Here is a 24111-nt window from a genome sequence, read left to right on the forward strand (position 1 = left end):
CTAGAAGAATGAGGAAGAACAAGGAGACATGTAAGAGATGAAAGCTATTCGCCTATATGGTCAGAGCGGACCCGATCAATTTGTGTTCGAAGATGCACCGCAACCTCAGCCAGGAGTGGGAGAAGTCCTGATTCGTGTCCATGCGACAAGTGTGATGTGGCAGGAACCTACCTGGTCGGAAACCTGGAAAACACCGGCTGGTATCGAACGTCAGCATCCAATACCAGGTCATGATGTTTCTGGCGAGGTCGTTGAAGTGGGGTCCGGCGTCACTGGTATAGCCGTAGGAGAGGCTATCTATGCGCTCACCGAATTTTGGCTGGATGGCGCGGCTGCGGAGTACACTGTCGCACGCGCGACTGATGTGGCGCCCAAGCCACGAACCCTTGGGCACATACAGGCAGCCGGAGTTCCTCTGGTTGGACTGACAGCCTGGCAAGCGCTTTTTGAACACGCAGGGCTTACCAGTGGGCAATCTCTTCTCATTCATGGTGCCGCTGGTGGCGTGGGAAGCATGGCGGTTCAAATGGCAAAGTGGGCTGGTGCCACTGTGATCGCGACAGCCTCTGCACGCAATCATGAATTCCTACGCACGTTGGGAGCCGATGAGATCATTGATTATACCACCACGCGTTTCGAGGATGTGGTGCGTGATGTTGATATGGTGCTTGATACCATAGGCGGTGAGACAGTAGCTCGCTCCTGGTGCGTCGTAAAGAAGGGCGGACTGCTCCTGAGTGTGTTTAGCCCCCCATCCCAAGAGCAGGCTGCCGCCTTTGGTGTGCGTGCGTTCTTTTTTGTCGTCAAGCCCAATCGAGAACAGCTCATACACATCGGGAACCTGATAGATACAGGCCAGCTCCGGCCAATCACCGAGCGGGTCTTCCCTCTCTCAGAGGCATCCCAGGCGTTTGAGCAGGCCCTACAAGGGCACACGCGCGGAAAAATCATTTTGCGCGTAGAGGACGAGGAAAGGAGGAGATGACCATGATTCTTGTGACAGGCACAACGAGTGCTGTGGGGAATGCCGTCCTGAAAGAACTCTTGGCACGGAAGATCCCAGTGCGTGCCTTCGTGCGTAAACCATCTGTTGCTGTAAAGCTGGAGGCGCAGGGCGTAGAAACATTTTTAGGAGATATGACAGAGCGAGAAAGCGTCCATAAAGCGCTTCAGGGAATCGAGCGCGTCTATCTTATTTCCCCCGTCACTGCGTATCTCTTGGCGACCGAGCAGCTATGGGCTGAGGAAGCCAGAAAAGCTGGTGTACACTACCTCGTCAAACAGGAATAAGTGCCACTCTGATGGCCGACATCATCGATAACCACGGTGTAGTGCTTTTCGTCAGCCCAGTCGATGCCTGCGTACCACATGGGCAGGTTCCTCCTCGAGCAACATGTCGCCTTTCGGACCCGACAGTTCCTATGAGCAAGCATACCCTTGCTCAAGCCCTCTCGACAGAAGGGCTTGAAAGTAGTTTAACGTAGAAGGGGGTTCCGCGTCTTCTCACATTTCTCAATGCTGTTTCGAGATATCAGAGCAGGTACGCATCTTCGCCACCAGGGATGGGGACACGTGAAAGGGAGATTGACCACACTATGTCGAATACCAAGCCGACCAAGCGTCTCACGCCTGCGTCGAGTGAGACGCTCCTCACGCTTCTTGAGACGCTTCCTGGGGCCTTGTTTGTCGTCGATGATGCCGCAAAGATTGTGTATGCCAATGCCAGCGCGCAGACCATCACCGGAGCCACACGAGAGGACGTCTTGGGCAAGCCATTGTGGCGCGGCGCTCCCCAGTTGGTGAGCACCGCACTCTACCAGGCCGTCCAGCAGACCAGACAGACCCAGGCACCTAGCGAAGTGGAGTATGTGTCTCCCGTGACTCGAACCTGGCTGCACGTGCAGCTCTCTCCCACGGTTGGGGGGCTGATGGTGCAGGTCCACCAGGGCAGAGCCGCAGCCCGACGAGAGGCGCCGGTTCCCCAGGACGAGCGTCTCTCCATCGAGGACCTGAATGGCTTGTTTAGCAGGATCGGCGTGCTGACCCCCGAGGGGATCGTCCTGGAGATCAATGAGGTTCCCTTGGCGGAAGCGCGCGTCCGACGCGAGGAGGTCATTGGTTACCCGCTCGCCGAAACCCGGTGGTGGTCCTGTTCTCCGACCAGTCAAGAGCAGTTGTGTGCCGCCATCGCGCGAGCCAGCAGGGGAGAAACCGTGCGGTTCGAGGCGGTGGTTCACCTCAGGGAAGGCCTGGACCGTCACCTGGAGGTCGTGATCACTCCCCACAGGGATGCGGATCACCACATCGCGTACCTCATCATCGCCGGCATCGACATCACCGAGCGCAAGCGCGCCGAAGCGGAACTCCATGCCCTCATCGATGCCATCCCCCAGCTGGTCTGGATCACGCGACCCGACGGCTCTCATGACTCGTTTAATCAACGCTGGCGCGACTATACCGGCCTGAGTACCGCAGAGGCCCAGGGGGAGGGATGGATGCAGTGTCTGCATCCGGAGGACCGGTCACGCGTCCGCTCCGCGTGGCAGCACGCCGTCCAGACCGGCGGGGGGTATGAAACGGAACTGCGCCTGCGCCAGGGCACGACTGGGGAGTATCGCTGGTTCTTAGCCCGCGCCATGCCCGCGCGTGGTGAAACCGGCCAGATTCTCAAATGGTTTGGCACCAGCACTGACATCGAGGAGCAGAAACGAGTCGAACAGCAGCTCAAAGAAAGCCAGGAGAGCTTGCGCGTGCTGGCCGAAACGGTGCCACAACAGGTGTGGGTGAGACGACCCGACGGCCTGTACGAATACACGAACCAGCGCTGGCGTGACTACACCGGGTTGACGCTTGAGCACATACAAAACGACCGAAGGGTTCATCTCCAGTTTATCCATCCTGATGATCAGGATGGCCACCTAGTGCACATGCAGCATGCCCTGGACACGGGCGCAATGTTTGAGTACGAACAGCGTCTCAAACAGTGCCAGACTGGGGAGTATCGCTGGTTCTTAAGCCGCGCCATGCCGATGCGCGATGAAGCAGGTCAGATTCTCAAATGGTTTGGCACCAACACCGACATTGAGGAGCAGAAACGGACGGAGGAAGCTTTGCGCCAAAGCCAGGAACGCGTCAACGTCCTGATGAACTCCAGCATTATCGGGATCTTTTTCGCCGAAGATGAGCAGGTTGTGGAAGCGAACGAGACCTATCTGCGTATGACTGGTTATAGCCGGGAAGATTTGTGCGAAGGGCGCATGAACTGGTTGCACATGACGCCTCCAGAGTATCTGGCTCGCACCTTAGAGGCCCAGCAGGAACTTGCCACCCAGCAGTCGTTGACGCCCTATGAGAAAGAGTATGTGTGTAAAGATGGCAGTTGCCTTCCGGTGCTCGTGGGCGGTGTCATCTTAGAGCATCACCCGCTCCAAGCAATCGGCTTTGTGCTGGATAACTCGGCCCGTAAGGAACTCGAACAACGCAAGGATGACTTTATCAGCATGGCCAGCCATGAACTGAGGAACCCGCTCACGGCCTTGAAACTGCACACCACCTTGCTGCACAGGCAACTGGCCAAGCAAGGCCTCCAGGGTTCTGCTCCGGCTCTTTCCAGCATGGAGACCCAGATCAACAAAGTCACCCGGCTCGTAGAAGAGTTGCTGGATGTCTCCAAGATCCAGGCGGGGAGGCTGGAGTACGTCTGGGAGACGGTGGATCTCGATGCGCTGCTGCGGGAGATCACCGACACCGTGCAGCAAACCCATCCCAGCCATCGCATCCTGGTGCGTGGCGCGGTGCAGACCAGCCTGATGGCGGATCGAGACCGACTCGGACAGGTCTTCACCAACCTACTCAGCAATGCCGTCAAGTATTCTCCCAGTGCAGAGGCCGTCGAGATGGATCTCTCCACCTCTGCTGAGACGGTCACGATCCGTGTGCAGGATCACGGCCTGGGCATCCCGCGCGAAAAGCGCGACAAGATTTTTGACCGGTTCTATCGGGTCGCTGATCCCAGGCAGAAGGCGATCCCCGGCCTGGGCATGGGATTGTACATTGTCGCGGAGATTGTGAAACACTATGGGGGGACCATCACCGTCGAAAGCGAACCGGGAAAAGGATCGACCTTTCAGGTGATGCTTCCCCGGAAAAGAACATGAGGAACGCACATGAAGACTTCCCAACAACAGGTATGCAGCGAGGTTGTCATTGTCAAGAGTATTCTCATTGTCGAAGATGATCCCATTCTTGGGAACCTTCTGCTGGAAACGTTCCAGGAGGAGACGACCTATCAAGGCTATCTTGCTTCAAGTGGCGAGAGAGCACTGATGATGCTTTCAACCATCACGCCTGCGTTGTTTCTGCTCGATTACCAACTCCCTGGGATGAATGGGCTGGAACTCGCCGAGCACCTGCGTCGCCGAGAAGGTGGGAAGCACTACCCCATTCTCCTCATGAGCGCCAATTTGCCACAAGGAAATGGTGCCCTGGATCATATCAGAACACTGCAGAAACCCTTTGACCTGGAGGCACTGTTGCAACTGATCGCAGAACTGCTTGCACCATAAGGAGAACTGGAGCAGAAGAAGTATGTATATCCTGGCGAAGCAAGCCAGAGAGAAGTTTTGGCTAAATTCGCCCTCCTTTTTGTATCATTAGCCCCTGGTCGAGCACAAAGACAACGTATATACTATGTTCATACCTTTCAAACAAGAACAGCTCGAGCCAGATAGGTAGCCTCTGTTACAGCTCAATTGAAAAAGGTGCCCGGGGGTGCAAAGGGGCGCCAGCCCCTCGGCATCCAACTTCCCTGCCGCCGCAGCCGGTTTACATCTCTTTCAGATAAAACGAAACGGAACAGTAGGTAGCTTGAAGTTAAGAGAGAGAGGTTGGGATGAGGGATCTTCACCATCAAGGTCTCACCCTGTTTGGCAAACAGAGTGAAGCACGCAACGTAGTGTTTGTCGTCCTCCCGCAAGTCCATTTGCTGGATCTGTCCGGTCCGGCACAGGTTTTTGATACTGCTCGCTGTATGGGCGCCCCCTACACCTTGAGTTATAGCTCGTCTCAGACCCAGCAGATAAGTGCGCAGGGAATAGTCCTGGCTGAGCCCTCGCCCCTGGCTCCTGTCGCAGTAGATGACCTGATCCTTCTAGCAGGGGTGGACTGGGACTTCGCCTCCCACGAGAAACCACTCCTCGATCAGGAGACGCGCGATTGGTTGTCTTCAGCCGCAAAAGCTGGAGCCCATATTGCCTCTGTTTGTACTGGTGCGTTTGCACTTGCAGAGGCAGGGTTGCTTGATGGAAGACGCTGTACGACGCACTGGTCCCAGACCAGCGTACTCCAGGCTCGCTTTCCAAAAGCCAAAGTACTTGAAAATGTGCTGTTTGTCCACGATGGAAGGCTCACCACTAGCGCGGGCATCGCTTCTGGTATTGATATGGCGCTGGGGTTGGTAGAGCAAGATCAAGGGCCGATGTTTGCGGCCCAGGTAGCGCGTCACCTGGTCGTGTATCTGAGGCGCAATGGATCTCAGCCGCAGAGCAGTATCTACCTTGAGTATCGCACGCACCTGCATTCGGGGGTACACCAGGCACAGGATTACCTGATCAACCATATCGCAGAGCACGTGACGCTGGATGAACTGGCAAACATTGCAGGCATCAGCACGCGGGGATTAAATCGAGCCTTTAAGGAGGCCACTGGCCTGACCCCCATTCAGTACCACCAGCGTTTGAGGATTGAGCTTGCTGCCACCTTGTTATCTAACCCGGCGCTTCGTGTCGAGGAGGTCGCATTGCAATGTGGCTTTGAGGATGTAAGGCATTTTCGTCGCTTGTGGCAAAGGCAATTTGGTGCCCCCCCTCTGCAGCGCGGGCATCGCTTCGCATTTCATAGAAGCGTTGAACGGTGACTATACAGCAAGCTAGCATTTGCTTGATATGTTCAGATAAAGGAGCAGAGATAGAATGAAAGCAGCATATATCGCCACTCATAAAGGTGGTCCAGAAGTGATCGAGTATGGGAATATAAAGCAGCCTCAAGTTGGAGCTGGTGAGATTTTACTTCAAGTGCATGCTGTTGGTATTTCTCCGCAGGAGCTTGAATGGGTTCCAACGTGGAAGACTGCCGATGGGCAAGAGCGTGCGAAGCCAATCATCATGGGTCATGAGATTTCTGGCTCAGTTGTTGAATTAGGTGAGGGTGTCACAACATTTAATGTAGGTGACGACGTCTATGGACTGAGCAGTTTCTGGAGAAATGGCGCCCAGGCTGAATATACCATTGTCGAACCAGCTGAAATTGCCCAGAAGCCTCGTCGTAGTAGCCACATTGAGGCGGCGACGTTACCACTTTCGGCACTGACTGCCTGGCAAGCATTCTTTGAGCAGGGGTTGCTGAAGCGGGGACAGAAAGTCTTGATTCAAGGAGCTGCTGGTGGTGTAGGAAACTATGCTGTGCAGATCGCGCATTGGGCTGGCGCGCAGGTGATCGCAGTCGCATCGGCACGGCAGCATGAGTTTTTGCGTGAACTTGGTGCAGATCAGCTTATTGATTACACAACGATGCGTTTTGAAGATGTTGTCAACGATGTTGACTTTGTGTTGGATACCATTGGTGACGATACACAGAAACGGTCATTTAAGGTACTGAAAAAAGGCGGTATCCTGGTTGGTATTGCTGGCGAGCAGGAGAATAGGATCTTTGAGTGGGCGAAGCAATATGAACGGGATGCGAAGTGGTTTATTGTTCGCCCTAACTATGAGCAACTAGCACGCATTGCCGAGTTAGTTGATGAAGGTCATATGAAATCTGTTGTGAATAGCGTCTATCCATTAGCTGAAACGCGTCAGGCATATGAGCATAGTTTGAGTGGTCATATGCCTGGCAAAGTTGTCATCCAGGTGGTGGAGTAGCTTTATAAGAATGCCCTGAAAAGTGAGTACCCTTGGTGTAAAAACGATAATTAAATGAGGGGATTTTGTGATAACTAATTGCTGGCTGCTTGTCCTCAATCAAACGTTGTTAAAAACAGCCAGGCAGCAATTAATGGCATGAAATTACCTCATTTAATTATCATATTTACACTGGGGATCGCCCTCTGGGGTCACTAGATTACCGCGGGTAAAACATACGCTAAGAACGGATGAGTTATCGATGCCCATTGACACGGAGAGGGCGGAGCTGTCCGCTCGGAGGAATCTGTCTGGGATTCCACTGGAAGTCTCCAGTGAGATTGATGTGTTCCTATCCGAGCGGGGAGAGATGCTGCAGATGATCGTCGTTGATGATGACCCCGTCGCGCTTCAACTGCTCTACGGCGGCGGCGAGGTACACGGTATTCCACAAGATAATCGCCGCGACCGCTAAATTGAGACCACTGGCGCGATACTGCTGATCCTGGTAGGATCGATCCCGGAGCTCTCCCAGTTGGTGGTGACAAACCGCACGCGCGAGGGCGTTGCGCGCTTCCCCTTTGTTGAGTCCTACCTGCACGCGTCGGCGCAATGGCGGGCTCTGAACCCATTTCAGAGCGAAGATACTGTCCAAACTCGCGCAGCGCCCACGCCGGCCCATTTTGTCGAGGATAGGATGCGAGCTTGTTCAGGATCAGGGAGGCGGTGACCGTTCCCTTGCGCAGGGAACTGGTGAGGCGGAGCAGATCATCCCAGTGTGCCTCGATTTGCTTCACATTGATGGTGCCGCCCAGCAAGGGTTGCAGGGTTGGATAACACTCCGGTTTGTCAAACGTAAAGATCAGTTTTCCTCCCAAATCCCGAATGCGTGGGGCAAACTCGAAGCCCAGGAGGCGCATAATTCCAAAAACCTGGTCCGTATAACCCCAGGTATCTGAATAGTGTTCGCGGATGGCTAAGTCGGTTTCATGATAGAGCAGTCCATCCACCATATGCGGCGCGTCACGAGCGGTGGCGCTAATGACCTTCACGCGATAGGGGCCGTATTGATCGGACAGATGGGTGTAAAAACTCACCCCCGGCTCAGTCCCATAGCGTAGATTCACGGTGGCACCAGGGGTGCGCCTGCCGCTTACTTTAAAGCGCTGCCCATCGGAGGAAGACGTTGTCCCATCGCCCCAATACGCCGCGAACGGATGCTGGTGTTGAAAGTTCACGACTTCTGCTAACGCCTTGGTGTAGGTCTCATCACGCATGCACCAGTCCTCAACCCAACTGATCCGAGCAAACGTCATCCCCACGCACGCCTCGGCCATTTTCGCTGGCCCCAGGTTGAGTGCTTCGCCCAGGAGCGCCGCGAGCAGCGCGGTCTGGTCTTTGGCCGGCTCTCCCGTTTGCAAATGCGTAAAATGGCGCAAGAACGGTGTCCAGGCATCCACTTCCAGGAGGAGATCTGGCAGTTTGATCTGCGGGAGCAGATCGTACGCCTGCCGCGCCAGTCCTTCCACTTCATCAGGCACGGCTTTGGACAGGGGGGTGATCACCAGTTTGTCCTTGGGGATTTTTACATAACCCCCCGAAACGGTGCACTCGGCTTTGACCAGGCACTGTTTCGGGGGGTTATGTAAAAATCCCCATACGCACCAACTTAAGAACGGCTGAGGCAAAAAGACGCTCCATCTGCGATGCTAAGAACAAGAAAAACGTGATAATCATCTCAGAAGGAGCAGTGACATGGAAAAGGTATCACCGATTGAGCTATCGCTGAAACAGATATTGGAAGAGCGAGCCAAGGTGTTGGCTTGCGAAACAGGGTGTATTAAACGGCAGAGAAAATTCAGCGGAGCCGATCTGGTTCAGACGTTCGTCTTCGGCTGGCTGACCCATCCCGATGCGAGTTTGGAAACGCTGGCCTCGATGGCGAGCATCCGAGAAGTGGAGGTGAGCGATACAGCCGTCCACAAGCGCTTCACGGAGTCTTGTGCTCGGTTCGCGGCTATCGGTGCTCGAAGAAATGGTCACGGTATTGGTGTGTGCTGAACAGCCAGTGCCACTCGAATTATTGCACCGTTTCAAGAGCGTGGTGCTTGAAGATAGCAGCAGTATTACTCTGCCAAAGGAATTGGCGGACTGTTGGGCAGGCAGCGGTGGAGGCTCGGGAGGAGGAGAGGCAGCTGTCAAACTGCATGTGCGCTGGAACCTGACACGTGGTCAGATCTCAGGTCCTTGCTTGACCGATGGACGGGTGTCCGATCAATGCAGTCCTTTCCATGAGGCGTCCCTGCCCACCGGAAGCTTGTACATCGCTGATCTGGGCTATTTTGATATCGAGGCAGCCATGAAGCGTCGGCAAGCCGGGAGCTTCACCCTCACGCGAGCGCGAACGAACACGGCCTTCTTCACTGAGCAAGGTCGGCGCTTGCGCTTGCAGGCCGTTTTGCCTCCACGAGTGGGACAAACCAAAGAGCTGCATGTGCTGGTTGGGAAGCAGCAGCGGTATCCGATGCGGCTGTTAATGGTTCGTGTGCCTAAAGACGTTGCCGAGCAGCGACGCCAGAATCTGCTCAAGGATGCGTCGCGACGCGCACAGCCAGCATCCGCGCGTGCTCTGGCATTGGCGGATTGGACGATCCTGTTAACCGATGTCCCATCCAAACGCTTGCGGCTGGGGGAAGCGTTGGTGCTCCTACGAGAACGCTGGCAAATCGAATGGCTTTTCAAGCTTTGGAAGCAATACGGGCACATTGATGAGTGGCGCACGACACACTCCTGGCGGGTGTTGTGCGAACTGTATGCCAAGCTGATCGGCATGCTGATTCAACACTGGCTCATCGTCCTGCTGGCCTGGCAGAATGCGCAGCGCAGCTTGGTTAAACTGGCCCAGGTGATACGCGATACGGCTTGGACGCTGATGGAAGCTCTGGCTGGTCAGCGCGAGTTCGCGGCGGCCTTGCGCTCGATTGCGCAACGCATGCGTGCCGGATGCTCCATGAACACCCGGCACACACATCCGAATGCGGCCCAACTCCTCAAAGATGGGTTAAACTGGTCCATTGGTCCTTAAGTTGGTGCGTATGGGGGGTTATGTAAAAATCCCCACAGTAAATTGGGTGCGCATCAGCACACCTTTTGAGGCGAAACTGACAAAATAAGTGCGAAGAGTCGAAATTGACCATCCAGAACCTGAAGTGGTACATAAGCCGAATGTTCGTCCATTTTTTTGTCCAAGGGTGAGCCATTTATTCGAAGGTTGAGCTAAAAATCAGAATTTTCGAGGACAAAGGTACAAATCTTAGCTTCCCTCACGAGCAAATCACGCTCACTACTACCGTAATTTCAGCTTTTACCTATTCGTTCCAAGCGGTTTCTCAGATGTGTTTAGCAGAAAACAAGCCAGAAATGAAGATGCGAATGATCATATTTGGCATATTTCATGGTATTTATGGTGGTTAAAAGCTCTGTTGTTCGAACCTTCAAAAAGTGGCTCACCTTTGGGCCAAAAAATGGACGAACATTCGGCTTATGTATCATGAAGGAATGGCTCCAAAGGCGGATTGAAGCACTCATCAGGTGTAAATTCACGAGCCTGATGATCGGGAAATTCCCAACCTATCAAGGAGAATAGCATGAGGCCGCTTTCCGTATGAACGGACCGGAAGACAACACGAAGCGCTTCGCATTGTCTTCCGGTCCGTTCATACGGAAAGCGGCCATTACTCATGACAATGGCCCTCAGCCTCACATCAGTTGTTGAAGTAGTGCTCTTCGATGTCTGGGAGAAGTCGCGGGCGCACAGGCTGCCATCCCAAGAGTTCCCAGGTCTGTGCACTCAACCTCGGCATGTCGAGCCTCGCCGAGATGTCGGTCGCCGCCACGGTGCCGAGAAAAGAGCCGAAGTGGGCGTCTGCCTCTTCACGGGAAATGCTGACCACCGGCAGGTTCAGGTGGCGACCGATGACGTCGGCGATGTCGCGGAATGGCACACCCTCGTCGCCGGCCCCGTAAAGCCGTGACCCCGCTGGGGCGACTTCCAGTGCCAGGCGGAACAGGCATGCCGCATCGAGGCGATGGATAGCAGGCCAACAGTTGGACCCGTCGCCGACGTAGGCAGAGACGCCTTTCATGCGGGCGATGTTGATTAGCATCGGTACGAAGCCCTTGTCGCCCTCGCCGTGCACGGATGGAGAGAGAGAGATGACCGATGCTCGCACTCCAGCCAGTGTGAGCACCGCGTTATTCGATGCCTCCCCGTTCAGGTGAGCGGTGGTCACGAACGGCTTGCCGGAGCCTTCGAGCGCCGCTCCCATCGTCTCGACGGCACGCAGATCGGTGGTGAGCGCGGCTGCGAAGTCCGAGAAGTCGTGCTGAAACGCCAGGTGAATGACGCCGTCCGCAGCGGCGGCACCGAGGCGCAGGCTGTCGAGGTCGTCAAGGGCACCACGGTGCACCTCGGCCCCAACTTCCTTCAGGACTGCGGCACCAGTGTCTGAGCGGGTAAGGCCGACAACCGTATGACCGGCACCGATGAGTTCGCGGACGACGGCGGAACCGATAAATCCTGTTGCTCCTGTGACGAAAACACGCATAAGAAAGTTCTCCTTCTACTGGTAAGATCAAGCGTGAGTGTGATAAAATGAGGCTACCTCCCTATAGTAACGGAGGAACCCTCACTTTGTCAAGGACTAATATTCCTGGGAGCAAGGAGTTGCATGAAATGAACGAGCCACCACAAGCCAACCGCCCAATGCGAGCTGATGCCCAGCGCAACTACGCCAGCCTGCTGAAAACGGCGCGAGTCGCGGTCACGGAGCGCGGCGCTGACATCGTCCTCGAGGACATTGCCAGGTCGGCTGGGGTCGCGATCGGAACGCTGTACCGCCACTTCCCCACGCGTCAGGATCTCCTTGAGGCCGTGTTCCTGGATGAGACCAATGAATTGAGGGCGTGCGCTGGAGAATTCGCAAGCGCTCCGGTTCCCTTAGACGCCCTGATCAGCTGGCTTCGTCTCCAGATGGACTTTGCGGCTCGAGGGCGGAGCATGGGAGCAGCCATCATGGCTGCCAAGCACGTTCCGGGAACGAGAATCTATGACGCGAACAAAGCTATGCACGAGGCGGGAGAAGTACTCTTGCTCCGCGCCCAGGCCGCAGAACAAATCCGAACGGATGTCCATATTCTCGACGTGATACGACTCGTCTACGGAATCGCCCTGGTGAATGAACATGCGTCCGACCCTGATGGGGCCAACCGCATGCTCGATCTCGTCATCGCCGGAATCAGAACAAAGCCGAGTCGGGACTGAAAGATGGTGTGTCACCTCTCTGCTAGGAGTCGATCCTATTGACGGCGGCGTGCGCCAGTTGCGCATGTGCACCGGCTTCGCTGGGAAGTCGAAAGGCAATCTTGGGGGAGGGCCAACATTGTAGCGTTCTCTCAACGAGCATGGAGGCCCAGTACTAGCGAAGCTGACACAGACCGCAAAGGAGATGGGAATAGTTGGGAAATGTCCAACACATGCTGGAACCACAAGATATACCCTGCGCTGCCCTCACCCATTTCCAAAAATGGTGCGAAACAATCCGCCTCTGGGGCTGCTTTTCTCGATTCTCCATCGTCAATTTCCATGTTTCGCGCTGATGCGGGTCAGTTTCGCCTCAAAAGGTGTGCTGATGCGCACCCAATTTACTACCTGCTTTTGATGAGTCTCTTTGGTTTTTTCTCATCCTAGCAGATTACGCGGTCTTGCCGTTCCTTTTTCACCCTCTTTCCTCAAAAAATCTATACCTGAAAGGGAGTGCTCCCACCCGCGCAAAGGGTGCGCATCAAGAAGCTCTGTGGGCATGACAGCCCTTCTCAAGCTGACGGAACGAATGAGAGCGATGTCCTCTCAACTCAGAACGCCCCGTGAAGTAAATTATGCCACTTTCATTTTGAAGCATATGTGGGCCTCTATTTGCCACTGTATGGGTAAATTTGCACCTTCTCCTATAATTGACATCCTCCCCATGGCTAAAAGCCAGGGGATTCTTAGAGTCACCTCTAGGGTTTCCTGCTTCGCTGAGTCTTGCCAGAACGAGACGAAACCCGTCCTGGTCTTATGGACTCTCCACAGGCGAGGACCGTGAGCCCCACGGTCACAATATTCTTGGCAGCGTTGATATCGCGGTCATGATGGACACCACATTCAGGACAATCCCATTGGCGGATATCAAGCGGTAAGGAGGTGAGAATATGACCACACTCGAAACACCGTTTACTGGAGGGATACCACTTGTCGATCTTGACAAGGTTTCGACCATACCAGTCTGCCTTGTATTCGAGCTGAGACACAAACTCACTCCATCCCACATCGCTGATCGCTTTGCTCAGGGTTGGGTGCTTGACCATATTTTTGACCTGCAAACTCTCCACGCACATCGTTTGGTTTTCACGAATCAGGCGGGTAGAGAGCTTGTGCAGGCGCGTCACGGCGACGATCAGCGATACGAGCATGAATGCGTGCGACCTTGAGACGCGCCTTGTCTCGATTTTTCGAGCCCTTTTTCTTCTTGGCATGGCGGCGTTGAGCTTTCGCCAGTTTCTTTTCGTCCTTGTGAAAGAATCTGGGATTGCCTACCACTTCACCCGTCGAGAGAACCACAAAGGACTTCAAGCCAAGATCAGCACCAATCGCCTTCTCATTGCAAGGCAGATGGGCAATTTCCTCTTCCACAAGGAGACTGATGAAGTAGCGATCAGCGCAATCTTTGGTGATAGTGACGCTCGAAGGAATGGCCTCGTTTGGCAGAGGACGCGACCACACGATCTGGAGAGGCTCGCTCATCTTGGCAAGCGTAAGAGAGCCATTGCGCCAGGTGAAAGCATTGGCTGTATACGTGGCGGATTGGGTATTTCGCTTTTTGTGGAAGGTCGGGTATTTGGCACGTCCTTCAAAGAAGTTGAGAAACGCTTTGTCCAGGTGGCGAAGAGCCTGCTGCAAGGGCACACTAGAAACGGCGTTCAACCAGTGTGTCTCTTCTTGCTTTTTCAAGTCAGTCAACAGGAGACTCAACTCTTTGTAATAGAGTCGCTGATGGTCGTTGTAATAGGCATCGGTTTTCTTGCGCAAGGCCCAGTTATAGACGAAGCGACCAGCACCCAAAGGTTTGAGCAAGGATCTGCTGTTGTTCTGGCGTGGGATATACGCGGTACTTGAAAGCGCGTTTCTGTTTCATAGGTTACATCATAGCAGTTACGGCGTAAAAATGCAACGATTTGCACTGCCCTATCCACCCCAAGAAAGGAGCGCGCCATTCATCCCCATGTTTGCGCAACAGGGGTCTTCTGGCGCGGTTAGATAAATAAGAGAACAAGAGCTCGTTCGTCTTCTCCTTCGTCAACTACACCAAACTGGGTCAGCTTCAGAAGCCCTTTCCGCAACCTTTCCCCTTTTTACATCTGTGCTCGCTTGCTTCGTCACGATGAGGGGAAACCGGGAGACGAGGAAAGAAAACACTACACAAGTTGACAATACCAACTTTGACTCAGCAGCCCGTTTTTGTTGTGCTTTTGACGAATTGCGGAACGATCTCTGTCCTCGCTCTCTCTGGCAAAACCACTCTTACTCTTCAAGTAAAGATGATCGTTCCATCGTTCCTCAATCGAATTGCTGCTTTAAAAGAGGCGATACGAGCAATCTCCTGGCGAGAGACAGCAGTCCCTTAGCAGGCGCTGTTCCCTGATGAGTTTTTGTGTCCTCAGTCCTGACACTACCGGCGGCCTCTGCTTACCAGGGCAAATGAAACTCCGAAATGGCCGGCACCGCAACGACCAGCACTGAAAGAAAGGCTTCTATCATCATCAACACCTTCGCTCGTCCTGTAAGAGGAAACATTTCAGTGGGGCTGCGAGCTGTGGCGCCAGTAAATGCCAGGAAAAGGTAATCTATGAAACCTGGTATCCAACCAGTGGGATTGCCGTCTTCCTGCTGTGGAAACAGAAAATCTGCTGCCCGGGAGCCAGACTGATGGCGTTTCATTGGTCCTCCACCGTCGATTTGCCAGTACCATAATCCGAAGATGAGAACATTGGAACACCAGAGGAGAATTGCGGAGCGTAGCAGGACTGTGGCGTATTTGTTTCCTACCACGGTGATGATGAGAAGCATAATCCCACTGGCCAAGCCGAGAGTCAGCACTCCGAGCAGCGTGAGAAGAAGTGGATGCAGCGTTTTGTACGGAAGGCCACGTTCGGTCAAAAGGGTAAAGACGATTGGCAACAGAAAGACCGCTTCGATTGCCAGGAGCAACCAGGCTGGGCCGATCAGCAGTTTGGTGGGAAGAAACGCGTGAAGGACTCCTACCGCAAGCATACTCAGCATTGCTTCCCAGAGAGAAGGCCTATTGAGATGAAATTGATCTGAATGCGGCATGTGGGCCGGATCAGCTGCGGACACTTTCTTTACTCGCGCCATTGGTATTGTCCCTCTTTGCCTCAACCGAGCAAGCTTACGCAGCCCTGTTATTCTTTCGTTCGATTTTAGTATGAGAAAAGGGTGAAAACTGAATCTGGCGCCTACAGGCAATCTGTGCTTGGGTGTAAATCATCGTCTATATGTCTGTGATAGCTGTGATGTGTTTGGCTTCTACAGCCGCCACTAAGCTGGCGTAGTCTCGTTCATTCTGGTCAGCATACGCGCAGGCAAACTCAGCCAGGGCCTGAGCAAAGGAGTCGCTTTTGCCCAGGTAGCCGCTGATCAACGCCGGATCACCAGCGCGCGCATGCGCCCTCGCCAGCGCCCATCCACACAGTTGAGCATAGACGGTGAAACGGGCAAGACTCATGGTGGTCACGTCGCTTGACCATCCCATATCGCGCAGTTGACGTACGTAGTAGTTGACGTCCTCGAACTGGGTCCAGCCCAGGAAGATATCGCTGGCAGCCTGCATGAGTCGTTGTCCATGCACGATACGCTGAGCCGGGTTGGAATACGGGCTGGGGCCAGTATAGGGTTCAAGGGCTGAGGGCCGTGCTTCCTTGATCTGAAGGAAGAGCGGATCGTTTTCCTCTCCTTCCCCCAACAACAGCACGATATAGCAGCGCGTGCCGACACTGGCTACTCCCACCACTTTCCAGGCCAGATCGATGGGCTGGTACCATTGGAGCAACGTTTTTTGCTCTTCCCGGGTCGATTCCAGGTAGCCAGCGACAAATGCCGACAAATGCGTGGAGAGCCGCTCGTTCGGATGATGACCAATCAGCGGAGGATCATCCTTAATGCGCACTTGACCATTCACCACATGTGTAAGTTTGGGAAACGCGCGAATGTTGGTGCGCTGCTGAGCCCGAGAGATTGCGCGGTCAAGTCGAGGAAGAAGGTCACGATCAGCGACCGTACGAAGGAGTTCGACATCCACACGCGCGTACCAGAGATCGATCCGGCGCATCGTACTAAACTCATACATACGCTCATGATATGACGAAACGCAGCTCATAACCGCTTGTCGGCAATCACGCGCGGAAAAGCCATTCTGCCGTCCTGCCACAACAATACTGGTCGCGAGCCGTTTCACGTCCCATTCCCAGGGACCAGAGACAGTCTCGTCAAAGTCATTCACGTCAAAGACGAGGTTGCGCTCAGGCGTCGCATAGATCCCGAAATTGCCCAGATGGGCATCGCCACAAATCTGCGTCGAGATCCCGGTGATGGGCGTGCTCGCTAAATCATGTGCCATCATCGCGGCCGATCCGCGCAAAAAGTTGTAGGGCGAGACGAGCATGCGGCCGTAGCGGATGGGCACAAGTTGCTTCACCCTCGTGCGGTTTGATGCTTCCAGGATACTCAGGGGATCTGGGCGATTGGGAGTGGGCTCCCACCGGGCATGGCTGGAACGAGGGCAATGAGCACGGAGCGCCTTGCCAGCAGCATAGCGTTCCGCGCTGGTTCGTGCATACAGTGTGGATGAAGATCGCAAAACGTTGCTCATTATTCCCTCCTAACCCAGATGAAGCCAGGCCTTCTCGTTTGCATTTTTCCCTTCTTCCGGTGTCCGGAGGAGATCAACGAGGCTATGGAAGAGCCATTGCCACCAGCGCGAGGAGGCCGATGATCATCAGCAGAACCGCCACCAGCACACTCAAGCGCCAGGGCTTCTCGTACGTGGTGGCAGAGCCCTGCTTCAAACGCTTCAGGCTCCATCTACACTGAATGATGGCCCCAAGCAGACCTAACACGCCAAGGATGATGAGGCCGACCGCAACTGAGGTTATAAGATACTCCCTGAGCGTGTCCACGAAATTCCTTGGTCCACCGGTTCTGACAAGATGAAAAGCCTCTCCAAGGGCAAACCCGAAGCCGATCAGCGAAAGAGACGTTTTAATCCAACCCATGAGCGTCTTTTCAATGGCTTCATGGACCTGTTTCGCGGCGTTCTCATCGGATACGTCTGTGCTGATGTGAGATGCTCCCATGACCATGGCCCCCTTCGAGCAATTTGGCTGTCCGTTGCATGCAACAAGTACGTATGCCCCCATCCGATTGATTAAGGAATCAGCGAACGGTGCTCTTCACCCTCCGTAATACTTCTATGATGTAACGGTGTGCAAGCACAGCATGCTTGGTCAGCGTTTCAGCCAATTGGTAATATGAGTGTACCAGACCCGCCAAAAATGCCTATTTTTGAATCTGGCGGAGTGTGGCAGATTGGGCGCGAAGGTGTTGGACTCATCTAGTATGCTTCATGGAGATGCTAAGGTGGGCAGAAGTAGAGTGGCTTTGCGTCTCCTTCTGTCACAGAGAGGAGCATGACTCTACTGCGTCTACGCAGCGTACAAGGAAAGCTCATCCACTTCAGCAGTTGAGTACCATGCTGAGACTAGAGATCTTCACACAAAGGAGCAAAAGACATGGAGACGACAAAGGAGTATCCAAAGCGGAAGGGGCTGAAGTCGGGAGTGAGGACAGAATTTACTGTCATTGGGAACGTCAAGCCAGGCCACCAACAAGCGCTGCGCGAGGCGATCAAGCGGAGAGCTGCCGATCCCCGCCGAAGAGAGGACGCCAAAAAGTTCGGCACAATACACGAAGCCAGGGTGACGCTCATCGACAACGATACGCGGCTCCTGTTTTGCAGCAGCTTCGACGGAACGTGGGATAAGTACATCGATGACTTTGCCGTTGCCGATAACGCCGTCTCGCAATCGTTCGCGGAGTTCTGGTCGCATGTCGAGGGCTACCCGGGCATCACGGACCCGAGCGTCAAGGACTGGTTAACGGCGCACCAATATGAAGCTACCGCTTATGATAGCAGCTATCCCGAGCCCACGGTCAAGCAGATCTGGAAAGCGCTGGAACTGCAGCACGCGTTCCAGCAGGTGCTCGACACCCCTGAGGCTGAGCAGGCGCTGCAGCACCCGGCGTTGAAGCCGCTGCTTGACCAGGCAGCGACGTAAGCGGGAGAGTAGCCCAATCCGATAGCAAGCAATCGCTTCCCAACAACGCCTGGGACAGTGACACCAGGAGAATCAACCATGCTTGAATTCAACGACATTCAGAGCGGCGTGCTCCACCCTCGTCCGACGCCGTATGCCGGAACGTACATCATGCTTCGCATTGACGAGCGCGCCGCCGGCCATCAGTTGCTGAAGCGGCTCACACCCGCGATTGCCTCGGCCACCGATCTGACCAGCCCTGCAGGCGATGCCTGGGTTGCGGTGGCGCTTTCCTATCACGGCCTGAAGGCGTTAGGCGTCCCCCAAGCATCGCTTGAGAGCTTCTCACCGGAGTTCCAACAGGGAATGGCGGCACGGGCCGCGGAACTGGGCGATGTGGGCGAGAGCGCTCCTGAAAAGTGGGAGTGGCCGTTGGGCACCTCCGAGGTCCATCTCGTGATCGCTGCGCTCGCCCCTGATCAGACACGCCTGGCGAAGGTCCTGGAGCCTGCAAGACAGGCCTACCAGCAGATGCCTGGCGTGACGGCGATCTACCAGCAGGACTGCTATCAACTTCCCACGGGGCGCGAACCTTTCGGCTTTCGGGACAGCATCGGCCAACCAGCGATCGAGGGGAGCGGTCTTGCTCCCAGCAATCCCCAGGAAGCTCCGCTCAAGGCGGGAGAGTTTATTTTGGGATATCTCGACGAGTCGGGGAGGTTGCCTCCGCAGCCCCAGCCCGAGGTGCTGGGCCGCAACGGGTCGTATGTGGCCTTGAGAAAACTGCATCAAGATGTCGCCGCGTTCCGCCGATACCTGGCGGCACACACGACCAGCGCGGCGGAGGAAGAATGGCTGGCCGCCAAGATGATGGGTCGCTGGCGCAGCGGCGCGCCCCTCATGCTCTGCCCAGAGCATGATGACCCGGAATTGGGTGCCGATCCGCGACGCAACAACGATTTTCTCTACGCGGACTCCGACCCCAAGGGCCTCAAATGCCCGCTTGGATCGCATGCACGGCGCGTGAACCCGCGTGACCAATTCAAGCACGAAATCACCCAGGTCAATCGCCATCGCTTGATTCGCCGCGGCACCGTCTACGGTCCCCTCCTTCCTGAGGGGGTCCTGGAGGACGACGGAGCCGATCGTGGCATCATTTTCGTCTTCATCGGTGCCTCACTTTCGCGGCAGTTCGAGTTTGTTCAGAGTGAGTGGGTCAATCAGGGTATCTTCATTGGGGCACCTAGTGAGAAAGATCCGATGTGTGGGCCCAATGACGGGGCCGGTATGTTCACCATCCCCAAGCAGCCTATCCGCCAACGCCTCCATGGCTTGCCCCAGTTCGTGACCAACCGCGGCGGGGAATACTTCTTTCTGCCCGGCCTGCGGGCGTTACGGTGGCTGGCGGACGCCGAGTATGTTGCCGAGGGAGGAGGTGGAGCCGAGCGCTAGCCAGAATCCAAACCGGCTCACGACCGTGTTGACACAGATGGAGAGCATGCATGGCCATACTCCTGGCATGGCCAGAGGTCGAAATTGGCGAGAAAGGCAGAGAGTGATGGAGAGAATGGTGGTTTTATTCCGCAGCAACTTCGGCGCCAAGTTAAATCCGGTCAAAGGCTTCTCTACCGCCCTGGCGATGTTCCTGCCCCTGCTTGTCCTGACCATCCTTGGTCAGCGTACGTTTGGTGTCCTGGTCATGACTGGTGCATTGCTTACCTCATTCGGGAACGTCGGCACGTCGTCCCGCACACAGGCATGGTCGCTGGGAATGACCGCAGTCGGCGGCGCGCTCATGATCGCACTGGGTCGGCTCATCGGTGGGCCATGGTGGGTCGAGATCGTGGAGATCTTCCTCGTGGTCTTCCTCAGCGGACTCCTCTCGGTGTATGGTCGGGCCGCGGCTGTCATGGGATTGCTTTTGACGATCACATTCGTGATCTCGCTTGCGAACCGTAGCGGTCCGGCAACAGCGCTACCAGCGGCGGGAGGCTTTCTGCTTGGTGGGGTGATCTTGATGCTGTTCGCGCTCTTGTTTGCATGGCTCCAATCATACCGGAGCAGACTGAGAAACGAAGCGCGACCAAACAGGCCACAACCAAGACGCACCACGCTCACAGCGCAGCTCACGTTGACCTCCCCACTACTGCGCTTGAGCTTGTTGCGTGCAATGGGAGCAGCAGTTGCAGCAGGGAGCGGCTGGATCTTGGGTGGGCCGCCGTTCTATTGGGCAGCCCTCACCGTCATCATCTGCACCCAACAGGATCAGAAGGTCTCGCTGAGGATGGCGTTACAGAATGTCGTTGCGACGTTCCTGGGTGCGCTCCTGGCAGCCGTCTTGATTGGCAGCGTGCAGAACGCTTTGGTGGTAGGGCTGATCGTGGTGGCGAGCACGTTCCTGGCATTCACCGTCAAAGAGCTGAACTACTTCCTGTACCTCTTCTTTTTCACGATCCTGATCCTGCTGCTCATCAGTATCAAGACGTCAGGTCAGTCCCTTGCCGTATGGCGAGTGGTAACCATCCTGGTCGGTGCGGGGATCGTCCTTATGATCACCTTCCTCAGCCAGATGCCCTTCTTTGAGAGGAAGGTCGTTTCACCGTGAAAGGGAGTGGCAGGACATAATCAAAAAGAGGTCTTGAGCGATTGAAAAAGAGAGAAAAGGAGCAATACATGATTGATCCAGCGAAAACTGGTGACCAGCAGGATATATCTCCCGATGCCAGGAAGATGCCGCCCACCTTCGACCCTGCTTATATCCAGGGCGCTGTGAAGCCGTTTTTCCGCAGCACCATCTATCAGGGCGAACGGCCAGTGCTTCCCATGATCGACCTCGCCCTGAGCAAGGAGGCGGCGATGCCAGCTCACCTCGTCGGGATGCTCTACGACAATTGGGAGCTGAATATGGTGGAGGAGGGATTGACGGTCTTCATCCAGGGGTACCAGAAGCGCGGCCCACACAACGAGAGAAAGAAGATCTACTATTCGGCTGTCACGCCGGATCTATATGGTCCGATGTACTCGGACAAGATCAAACACTTCCTCGATGCCCTCTTCGGCGAGCAAAACGAAGGCAAGCCACTGATGCACCAGTACTCCCAGAGATACTTCGACCTGTACTGGGACCTTCACCTTGGCATCACGGGGGACGACATTCCGCCCGAAGTCAGGCAGATCGGCCAGAGCTTCGTGGCTGTCTTCGGCTACCGGTACCCGACCCTGCAGGTCGTCCATGACAACTACATGCGTGTGCGCCAGCTCCGTCACCGTCTCAAGGGCTGGGTTGACCAGCGGGTACAAGATCTGATCGACGGTCATGTGCCCAATCCCGAGAAGACCCTGGTCTACTACTGGATCAAGAACGGCGCGCTGGGGGAGAACTTCAGGAGAAAGGACATCGTCTTCGAGTGCTTCCACAATTTTCTGGCGTTCAGCCAGTGGGGCACGACGCTCTACAACATGATGGACCGACTGGAGGCAACACAGGGGGACCGGGCTGTCCGCTCATGGTTTGAAAAGACGATGAAGCGTGGCCCCGACGAAACGGACAACGCCGCCTTCAGCAGACTTGACCGTTTCGTGATGGAGTTATTCCGGACCATCTCGCCCAACCGCGGCAGCACTTCAGTGCTACCTGCTCAGGAACAAGCTTTTGGCACCGGGTCCACTGGCCTCAGCACCATTATTACGCCTCATCCAGAAACCAGCAGAGACCCTCTTCACTGGAACAATCCGAATGATTTCGACCCGGATCGCTATCAGCAGGCTCCGACGAGTGAACAGAACGACGAGACCAGGTGCAAGCAAGTCGGGTTAGCCCAATGCCCCTTCAGTAGGGAAGCCTTTAGCGTCAAGGACGGTCGACGGGCTTCGATCACCAACAGTGCGTTTGGCGCCGTGTACGCGCGTGACGGCGACCAGACTTATCCAGTGTGCGACGATGCCGGGTATGCGCCATTCGGCTTCGGATACCGCCGTTGCGCGGGCGAGTTCCTCACCATTGGTTTCTTCAAGGATCTCCTGAGAAAGGTGTGGAGCGAAAAGATCGCCTTCATGAGGCTCAACATCGACCCTGCCGAGTTATTACCGGTGGGGCCGGCAACGGTTGTGCCAGATAACATCGGCTTCAAGAGGGCGCATTGACACTCCCCCGGATAAATGAAACGTCGTGCGCCGCTGACGCGGCGCACCACTCCGCATGAAACGCGAATACCAGAGCTTTTTTAGGTGTTTCAGAATATACTCTGTTGGGAAATTTTGTCCAGACAACTCGTCAAGAAAGAGCAAAGGTGAGAAGGTGAGAAAAAAAGTATCACCTTGACTAAAAGGGGGTATAAGGTGAGAAGTGAAGGAGCATGCTCATGTCCATGAAATCGAGGCGTCTAGATGCAGTTCCAGAAACAACGAGCCGAATCGCCCATCGAGCCTTTCCCAAAGGAACTCTCGCGATGATCTTACAGAAAACCGAGCGAGAAAGCCCCGGTCATTGATGCCTGACACTTATACACAAATATGCGATCTTGAGAAAGAACACGGAAGCGATGCGCTGCAGGTGCCTCGTTTTTCCCCACACGAGAGGTGACACACGTTCGGTGAAAACGTCGCTTGTCTCGCCAAGCTGAAAGCACATCATTGTGCATCGAGGGGCGTTTTTTCAACACCTTTCCCTCGCATCATTCTGAGGATCTTCTGCAAACTTTCATATTTGTGTATAAGTGACAGGCATTCATGCCGGGGAGGTCTCAGGAAAACGCCGCCGTTCTACCCCTGGCCCTGTCCACCGCAGCCTGCGGTCTGTTTCAGAAAGACCATCTCGCGCTCCAGTATCCCTGCTCGGCTCCAAACCCCACAGGGATGACGCTTTCTCATCTGGGGGGCTCAACGAGCGTAGGCAGCAATGCCATCCAGCTTGCCGCCGCTGTTGGCTACGAGGTCATCACGACAGCGTCCCCACGAAACTTCAACTACATCAAAAAACTTGGTGCGAGCCAGGTCTTCGACCACAACGATAAGACCGTTGTCGAAGACATCATAGAGGCCTTCAAAGGCAAGACAATCGCCAGGGTCATTCAGCGACCCTTTCGACCATTGCCAGGGGAGCTGTTGGCCTGCGGGGTATCCGCGATGGGGAGGTGGTGTTATAAACGTTCATAAGAAACGATGCCATATATTGCTATATGGAGTCATCTATGGTAGACTTTCTGTATGAAGTTAAGTCAATACGCCAAACAACAAGGCATTAGTTACCGAACGGCGTTTCGTTGGTGGCAAGCTGGGCAGATCAAAGGCTATCAGGCCCCCTCAGGAACCATTATTGTGACTGAAGGTGAGAAATCTTTGTCTCCTCCTGAGAAGACAGTCATTTATGCTCGTGTCTCCTCACAGGAGCACCAAGAAAACTTAGAACGCCAGGTCGAGCGACTGCAAAATTACTGTGCTGCGAAAGGCTATCAAGTGACAATGATCGTCAAGGAAATTGCCTCAGGCGTCAATGATAGCCGCCCGAAACTCCTGAGTCTGCTCAAGGATACCAGCGTTACCCGCATTGTCGTGGAACACAAGGATCGGCTGACTCGCTTTGGAGCAAACTACATTCTCACGTTGTTAGAAGCACACGGTCGTACCGTTGAGATTGTGAATTTGGCTGATGACGACAAGGAAGATTTGATACAAGATTTGAGCAGCATTTTCTATCGTTTCTGTGCTCGGATGTATGGGCCACGCCGTGCGAAGCGCAAGACTGAGAAGATCGTCAAGGAATTGGAAGCGAAAGAGGAAGAGTAAG

19 protein-coding genes and 2 pseudogenes are annotated in these 24111 nt (G+C 54.9%); 15 read left to right on the forward strand and 6 right to left on the reverse strand.

From position 1 onward, the window contains the following. Positions 1 to 37: 37 nt before the first annotated feature. The 6 genes from KRAC_RS36490 (at position 38) to KRAC_RS36515 (ending at position 6917) form a co-directional block, all read left to right on the forward strand. On the forward strand, positions 38 to 985 hold the full coding sequence (locus tag KRAC_RS36490; protein ID WP_007916144.1) for an NADP-dependent oxidoreductase: 948 nt from the start codon (positions 38 to 40) through the stop codon (positions 983 to 985). A gap of 2 nt (positions 986 to 987) precedes the next feature. Beyond that, positions 988 to 1290 carry an SDR family oxidoreductase gene (locus KRAC_RS36495; RefSeq protein WP_007916146.1) on the forward strand — a complete coding sequence of 101 codons (303 nt, stop codon included), beginning with the start codon at positions 988 to 990 and terminating at the stop codon, positions 1288 to 1290. 305 nt (positions 1291 to 1595) lie between these two features. Beyond that, positions 1596 to 4157 carry a PAS domain S-box protein gene (locus KRAC_RS36500; RefSeq protein WP_007916150.1) on the forward strand — a complete coding sequence of 854 codons (2562 nt, stop codon included), beginning with the start codon at positions 1596 to 1598 and terminating at the stop codon, positions 4155 to 4157. Between the two features lie 9 nt (positions 4158 to 4166). Then, complete coding sequence (locus KRAC_RS36505) at positions 4167 to 4565, forward strand: response regulator (protein ID WP_007916152.1); 399 nt, start codon at positions 4167 to 4169, stop codon at positions 4563 to 4565. Between the two features lie 326 nt (positions 4566 to 4891). Continuing rightward, positions 4892 to 5914: a GlxA family transcriptional regulator gene (locus tag KRAC_RS36510; RefSeq protein ID WP_007916154.1), complete on the forward strand. Its 1023-nt coding sequence runs from the start codon at positions 4892 to 4894 to the stop codon at positions 5912 to 5914. A gap of 55 nt (positions 5915 to 5969) precedes the next feature. Continuing rightward, positions 5970 to 6917, forward strand: a complete 948-nt coding sequence (locus KRAC_RS36515; protein WP_007916155.1) for an NADP-dependent oxidoreductase — start codon at positions 5970 to 5972, stop codon at positions 6915 to 6917. 235 nt (positions 6918 to 7152) lie between these two features. On the opposite strand, the pseudogene KRAC_RS36520 reads toward KRAC_RS36515, so the two are convergent. Next, positions 7153 to 8476: pseudogene (locus KRAC_RS36520) on the reverse strand (Tn3 family transposase); the annotation flags it as partial. Positions 8477 to 8651: 175 nt separating this feature from the next. On the opposite strand from KRAC_RS36520, the gene KRAC_RS76695 reads away from it, so the two are divergent. Further along, positions 8652 to 8957, forward strand: a complete 306-nt coding sequence (locus tag KRAC_RS76695) for a hypothetical protein (protein ID WP_040445617.1) — start codon at positions 8652 to 8654, stop codon at positions 8955 to 8957. Next, complete coding sequence (locus KRAC_RS36530; protein ID WP_083814982.1) at positions 8932 to 9981, forward strand: IS4 family transposase; 1050 nt, start codon at positions 8932 to 8934, stop codon at positions 9979 to 9981. The genes KRAC_RS76695 and KRAC_RS36530 overlap by 26 nt, the downstream gene beginning before the upstream one ends. A gap of 679 nt (positions 9982 to 10660) precedes the next feature. Here KRAC_RS36530 and KRAC_RS36535 read toward each other — a convergent pair. Next, the gene (locus KRAC_RS36535; protein WP_007916162.1) at positions 10661 to 11503 is read right to left on the reverse strand and encodes an SDR family oxidoreductase; all 843 of its coding nucleotides are present in this window, start codon (positions 11501 to 11503) and stop codon (positions 10661 to 10663) included. Positions 11504 to 11631: 128 nt separating this feature from the next. Here KRAC_RS36535 and KRAC_RS36540 point away from each other — a divergent pair, with 128 nt between their 5' ends. Continuing rightward, complete coding sequence (locus KRAC_RS36540) at positions 11632 to 12219, forward strand: TetR/AcrR family transcriptional regulator (RefSeq protein ID WP_007916163.1); 588 nt, start codon at positions 11632 to 11634, stop codon at positions 12217 to 12219. Between the two features lie 737 nt (positions 12220 to 12956). Here the strand turns inward: KRAC_RS36540 and KRAC_RS79935 are convergent. From KRAC_RS79935 to KRAC_RS36565, 4 genes and pseudogenes are all read right to left on the reverse strand, one after another. After that, positions 12957 to 14131, reverse strand: a pseudogene (locus KRAC_RS79935) (RNA-guided endonuclease InsQ/TnpB family protein). Positions 14132 to 14682: 551 nt separating this feature from the next. Then, positions 14683 to 15369, reverse strand: coding sequence for a hypothetical protein (locus KRAC_RS36555; protein ID WP_007916164.1), 687 nt, complete (start codon positions 15367 to 15369; stop codon positions 14683 to 14685). 136 nt (positions 15370 to 15505) lie between these two features. Continuing rightward, positions 15506 to 16882 (reverse strand): DUF2252 domain-containing protein, encoded by a 1377-nt coding sequence (locus tag KRAC_RS36560; protein WP_007916165.1) that lies wholly within the window; start codon positions 16880 to 16882, stop codon positions 15506 to 15508. An 82-nt stretch (positions 16883 to 16964) separates the two neighbouring features. Beyond that, positions 16965 to 17366 (reverse strand): DUF202 domain-containing protein, encoded by a 402-nt coding sequence (locus tag KRAC_RS36565; protein WP_007916166.1) that lies wholly within the window; start codon positions 17364 to 17366, stop codon positions 16965 to 16967. A 435-nt stretch (positions 17367 to 17801) separates the two neighbouring features. On the opposite strand from KRAC_RS36565, the gene KRAC_RS36570 reads away from it, so the two are divergent. The 6 genes from KRAC_RS36570 (at position 17802) to KRAC_RS36595 (ending at position 24110) form a co-directional block, all read left to right on the forward strand. Beyond that, positions 17802 to 18347 carry a hypothetical protein gene (locus KRAC_RS36570; RefSeq protein WP_007916167.1) on the forward strand — a complete coding sequence of 182 codons (546 nt, stop codon included), beginning with the start codon at positions 17802 to 17804 and terminating at the stop codon, positions 18345 to 18347. Positions 18348 to 18425: 78 nt separating this feature from the next. Continuing rightward, positions 18426 to 19778, forward strand: a complete 1353-nt coding sequence (locus tag KRAC_RS36575) for a Dyp-type peroxidase (protein ID WP_007916168.1) — start codon at positions 18426 to 18428, stop codon at positions 19776 to 19778. Positions 19779 to 19893: 115 nt separating this feature from the next. Then, positions 19894 to 20931: an FUSC family protein gene (locus KRAC_RS36580; protein ID WP_040445620.1), complete on the forward strand. Its 1038-nt coding sequence runs from the start codon at positions 19894 to 19896 to the stop codon at positions 20929 to 20931. 68 nt (positions 20932 to 20999) lie between these two features. Further along, the gene (locus KRAC_RS36585) at positions 21000 to 22469 is read left to right on the forward strand and encodes a cytochrome P450 family protein (RefSeq protein ID WP_007916170.1); all 1470 of its coding nucleotides are present in this window, start codon (positions 21000 to 21002) and stop codon (positions 22467 to 22469) included. Positions 22470 to 23054: 585 nt separating this feature from the next. Further along, on the forward strand, positions 23055 to 23480 hold the full coding sequence (locus KRAC_RS36590; protein ID WP_040445621.1) for a zinc-binding dehydrogenase: 426 nt from the start codon (positions 23055 to 23057) through the stop codon (positions 23478 to 23480). A gap of 51 nt (positions 23481 to 23531) precedes the next feature. After that, positions 23532 to 24110, forward strand: coding sequence for an IS607 family transposase (locus KRAC_RS36595; protein ID WP_007916172.1), 579 nt, complete (start codon positions 23532 to 23534; stop codon positions 24108 to 24110). Position 24111 lies beyond the last annotated feature (1 nt).

The organism is Ktedonobacter racemifer DSM 44963 (genome assembly GCF_000178855.1).
GTDB lineage: Bacteria > Chloroflexota > Ktedonobacteria > Ktedonobacterales > Ktedonobacteraceae > Ktedonobacter > Ktedonobacter racemifer.

Bases quoted from the DNA above. Each gene is read 5' to 3' on its own strand.
- KRAC_RS36535 (WP_007916162.1), bottom strand. From the start codon at position 11,503: ATGCGTGTTTTCGTCACAGGAGCAACAGGATTTATCGGTTCCGCCGTC.
- KRAC_RS36580 (WP_040445620.1), top strand. From the start codon at position 19,894: ATGGTGGTTTTATTCCGCAGCAACTTCGGCGCCAAGTTAAATCCGGTC.
- KRAC_RS36555 (WP_007916164.1), bottom strand. From the start codon at position 15,369: ATGGCGCGAGTAAAGAAAGTGTCCGCAGCTGATCCGGCCCACATGCCG.
- KRAC_RS36510 (WP_007916154.1), top strand. From the start codon at position 4,892: ATGAGGGATCTTCACCATCAAGGTCTCACCCTGTTTGGCAAACAGAGT.
- KRAC_RS36565 (WP_007916166.1), bottom strand. From the start codon at position 17,366: ATGGGAGCATCTCACATCAGCACAGACGTATCCGATGAGAACGCCGCG.
- KRAC_RS36490 (WP_007916144.1), top strand. From the start codon at position 38: ATGAAAGCTATTCGCCTATATGGTCAGAGCGGACCCGATCAATTTGTG.
- KRAC_RS36585 (WP_007916170.1), top strand. From the start codon at position 21,000: ATGATTGATCCAGCGAAAACTGGTGACCAGCAGGATATATCTCCCGAT.
- KRAC_RS36500 (WP_007916150.1), top strand. From the start codon at position 1,596: ATGTCGAATACCAAGCCGACCAAGCGTCTCACGCCTGCGTCGAGTGAG.
- KRAC_RS76695 (WP_040445617.1), top strand. From the start codon at position 8,652: ATGGAAAAGGTATCACCGATTGAGCTATCGCTGAAACAGATATTGGAA.
- KRAC_RS36560 (WP_007916165.1), bottom strand. From the start codon at position 16,882: ATGAGCAACGTTTTGCGATCTTCATCCACACTGTATGCACGAACCAGC.
- KRAC_RS36595 (WP_007916172.1), top strand. From the start codon at position 23,532: ATGAAGTTAAGTCAATACGCCAAACAACAAGGCATTAGTTACCGAACG.
- KRAC_RS36590 (WP_040445621.1), top strand. From the start codon at position 23,055: ATGCCGGGGAGGTCTCAGGAAAACGCCGCCGTTCTACCCCTGGCCCTG.
- KRAC_RS36575 (WP_007916168.1), top strand. From the start codon at position 18,426: ATGCTTGAATTCAACGACATTCAGAGCGGCGTGCTCCACCCTCGTCCG.
- KRAC_RS36570 (WP_007916167.1), top strand. From the start codon at position 17,802: ATGGAGACGACAAAGGAGTATCCAAAGCGGAAGGGGCTGAAGTCGGGA.
- KRAC_RS36515 (WP_007916155.1), top strand. From the start codon at position 5,970: ATGAAAGCAGCATATATCGCCACTCATAAAGGTGGTCCAGAAGTGATC.
- KRAC_RS36540 (WP_007916163.1), top strand. From the start codon at position 11,632: ATGAACGAGCCACCACAAGCCAACCGCCCAATGCGAGCTGATGCCCAG.
- KRAC_RS36495 (WP_007916146.1), top strand. From the start codon at position 988: ATGATTCTTGTGACAGGCACAACGAGTGCTGTGGGGAATGCCGTCCTG.
- KRAC_RS36530 (WP_083814982.1), top strand. From the start codon at position 8,932: ATGGTCACGGTATTGGTGTGTGCTGAACAGCCAGTGCCACTCGAATTA.
- KRAC_RS36505 (WP_007916152.1), top strand. From the start codon at position 4,167: ATGAAGACTTCCCAACAACAGGTATGCAGCGAGGTTGTCATTGTCAAG.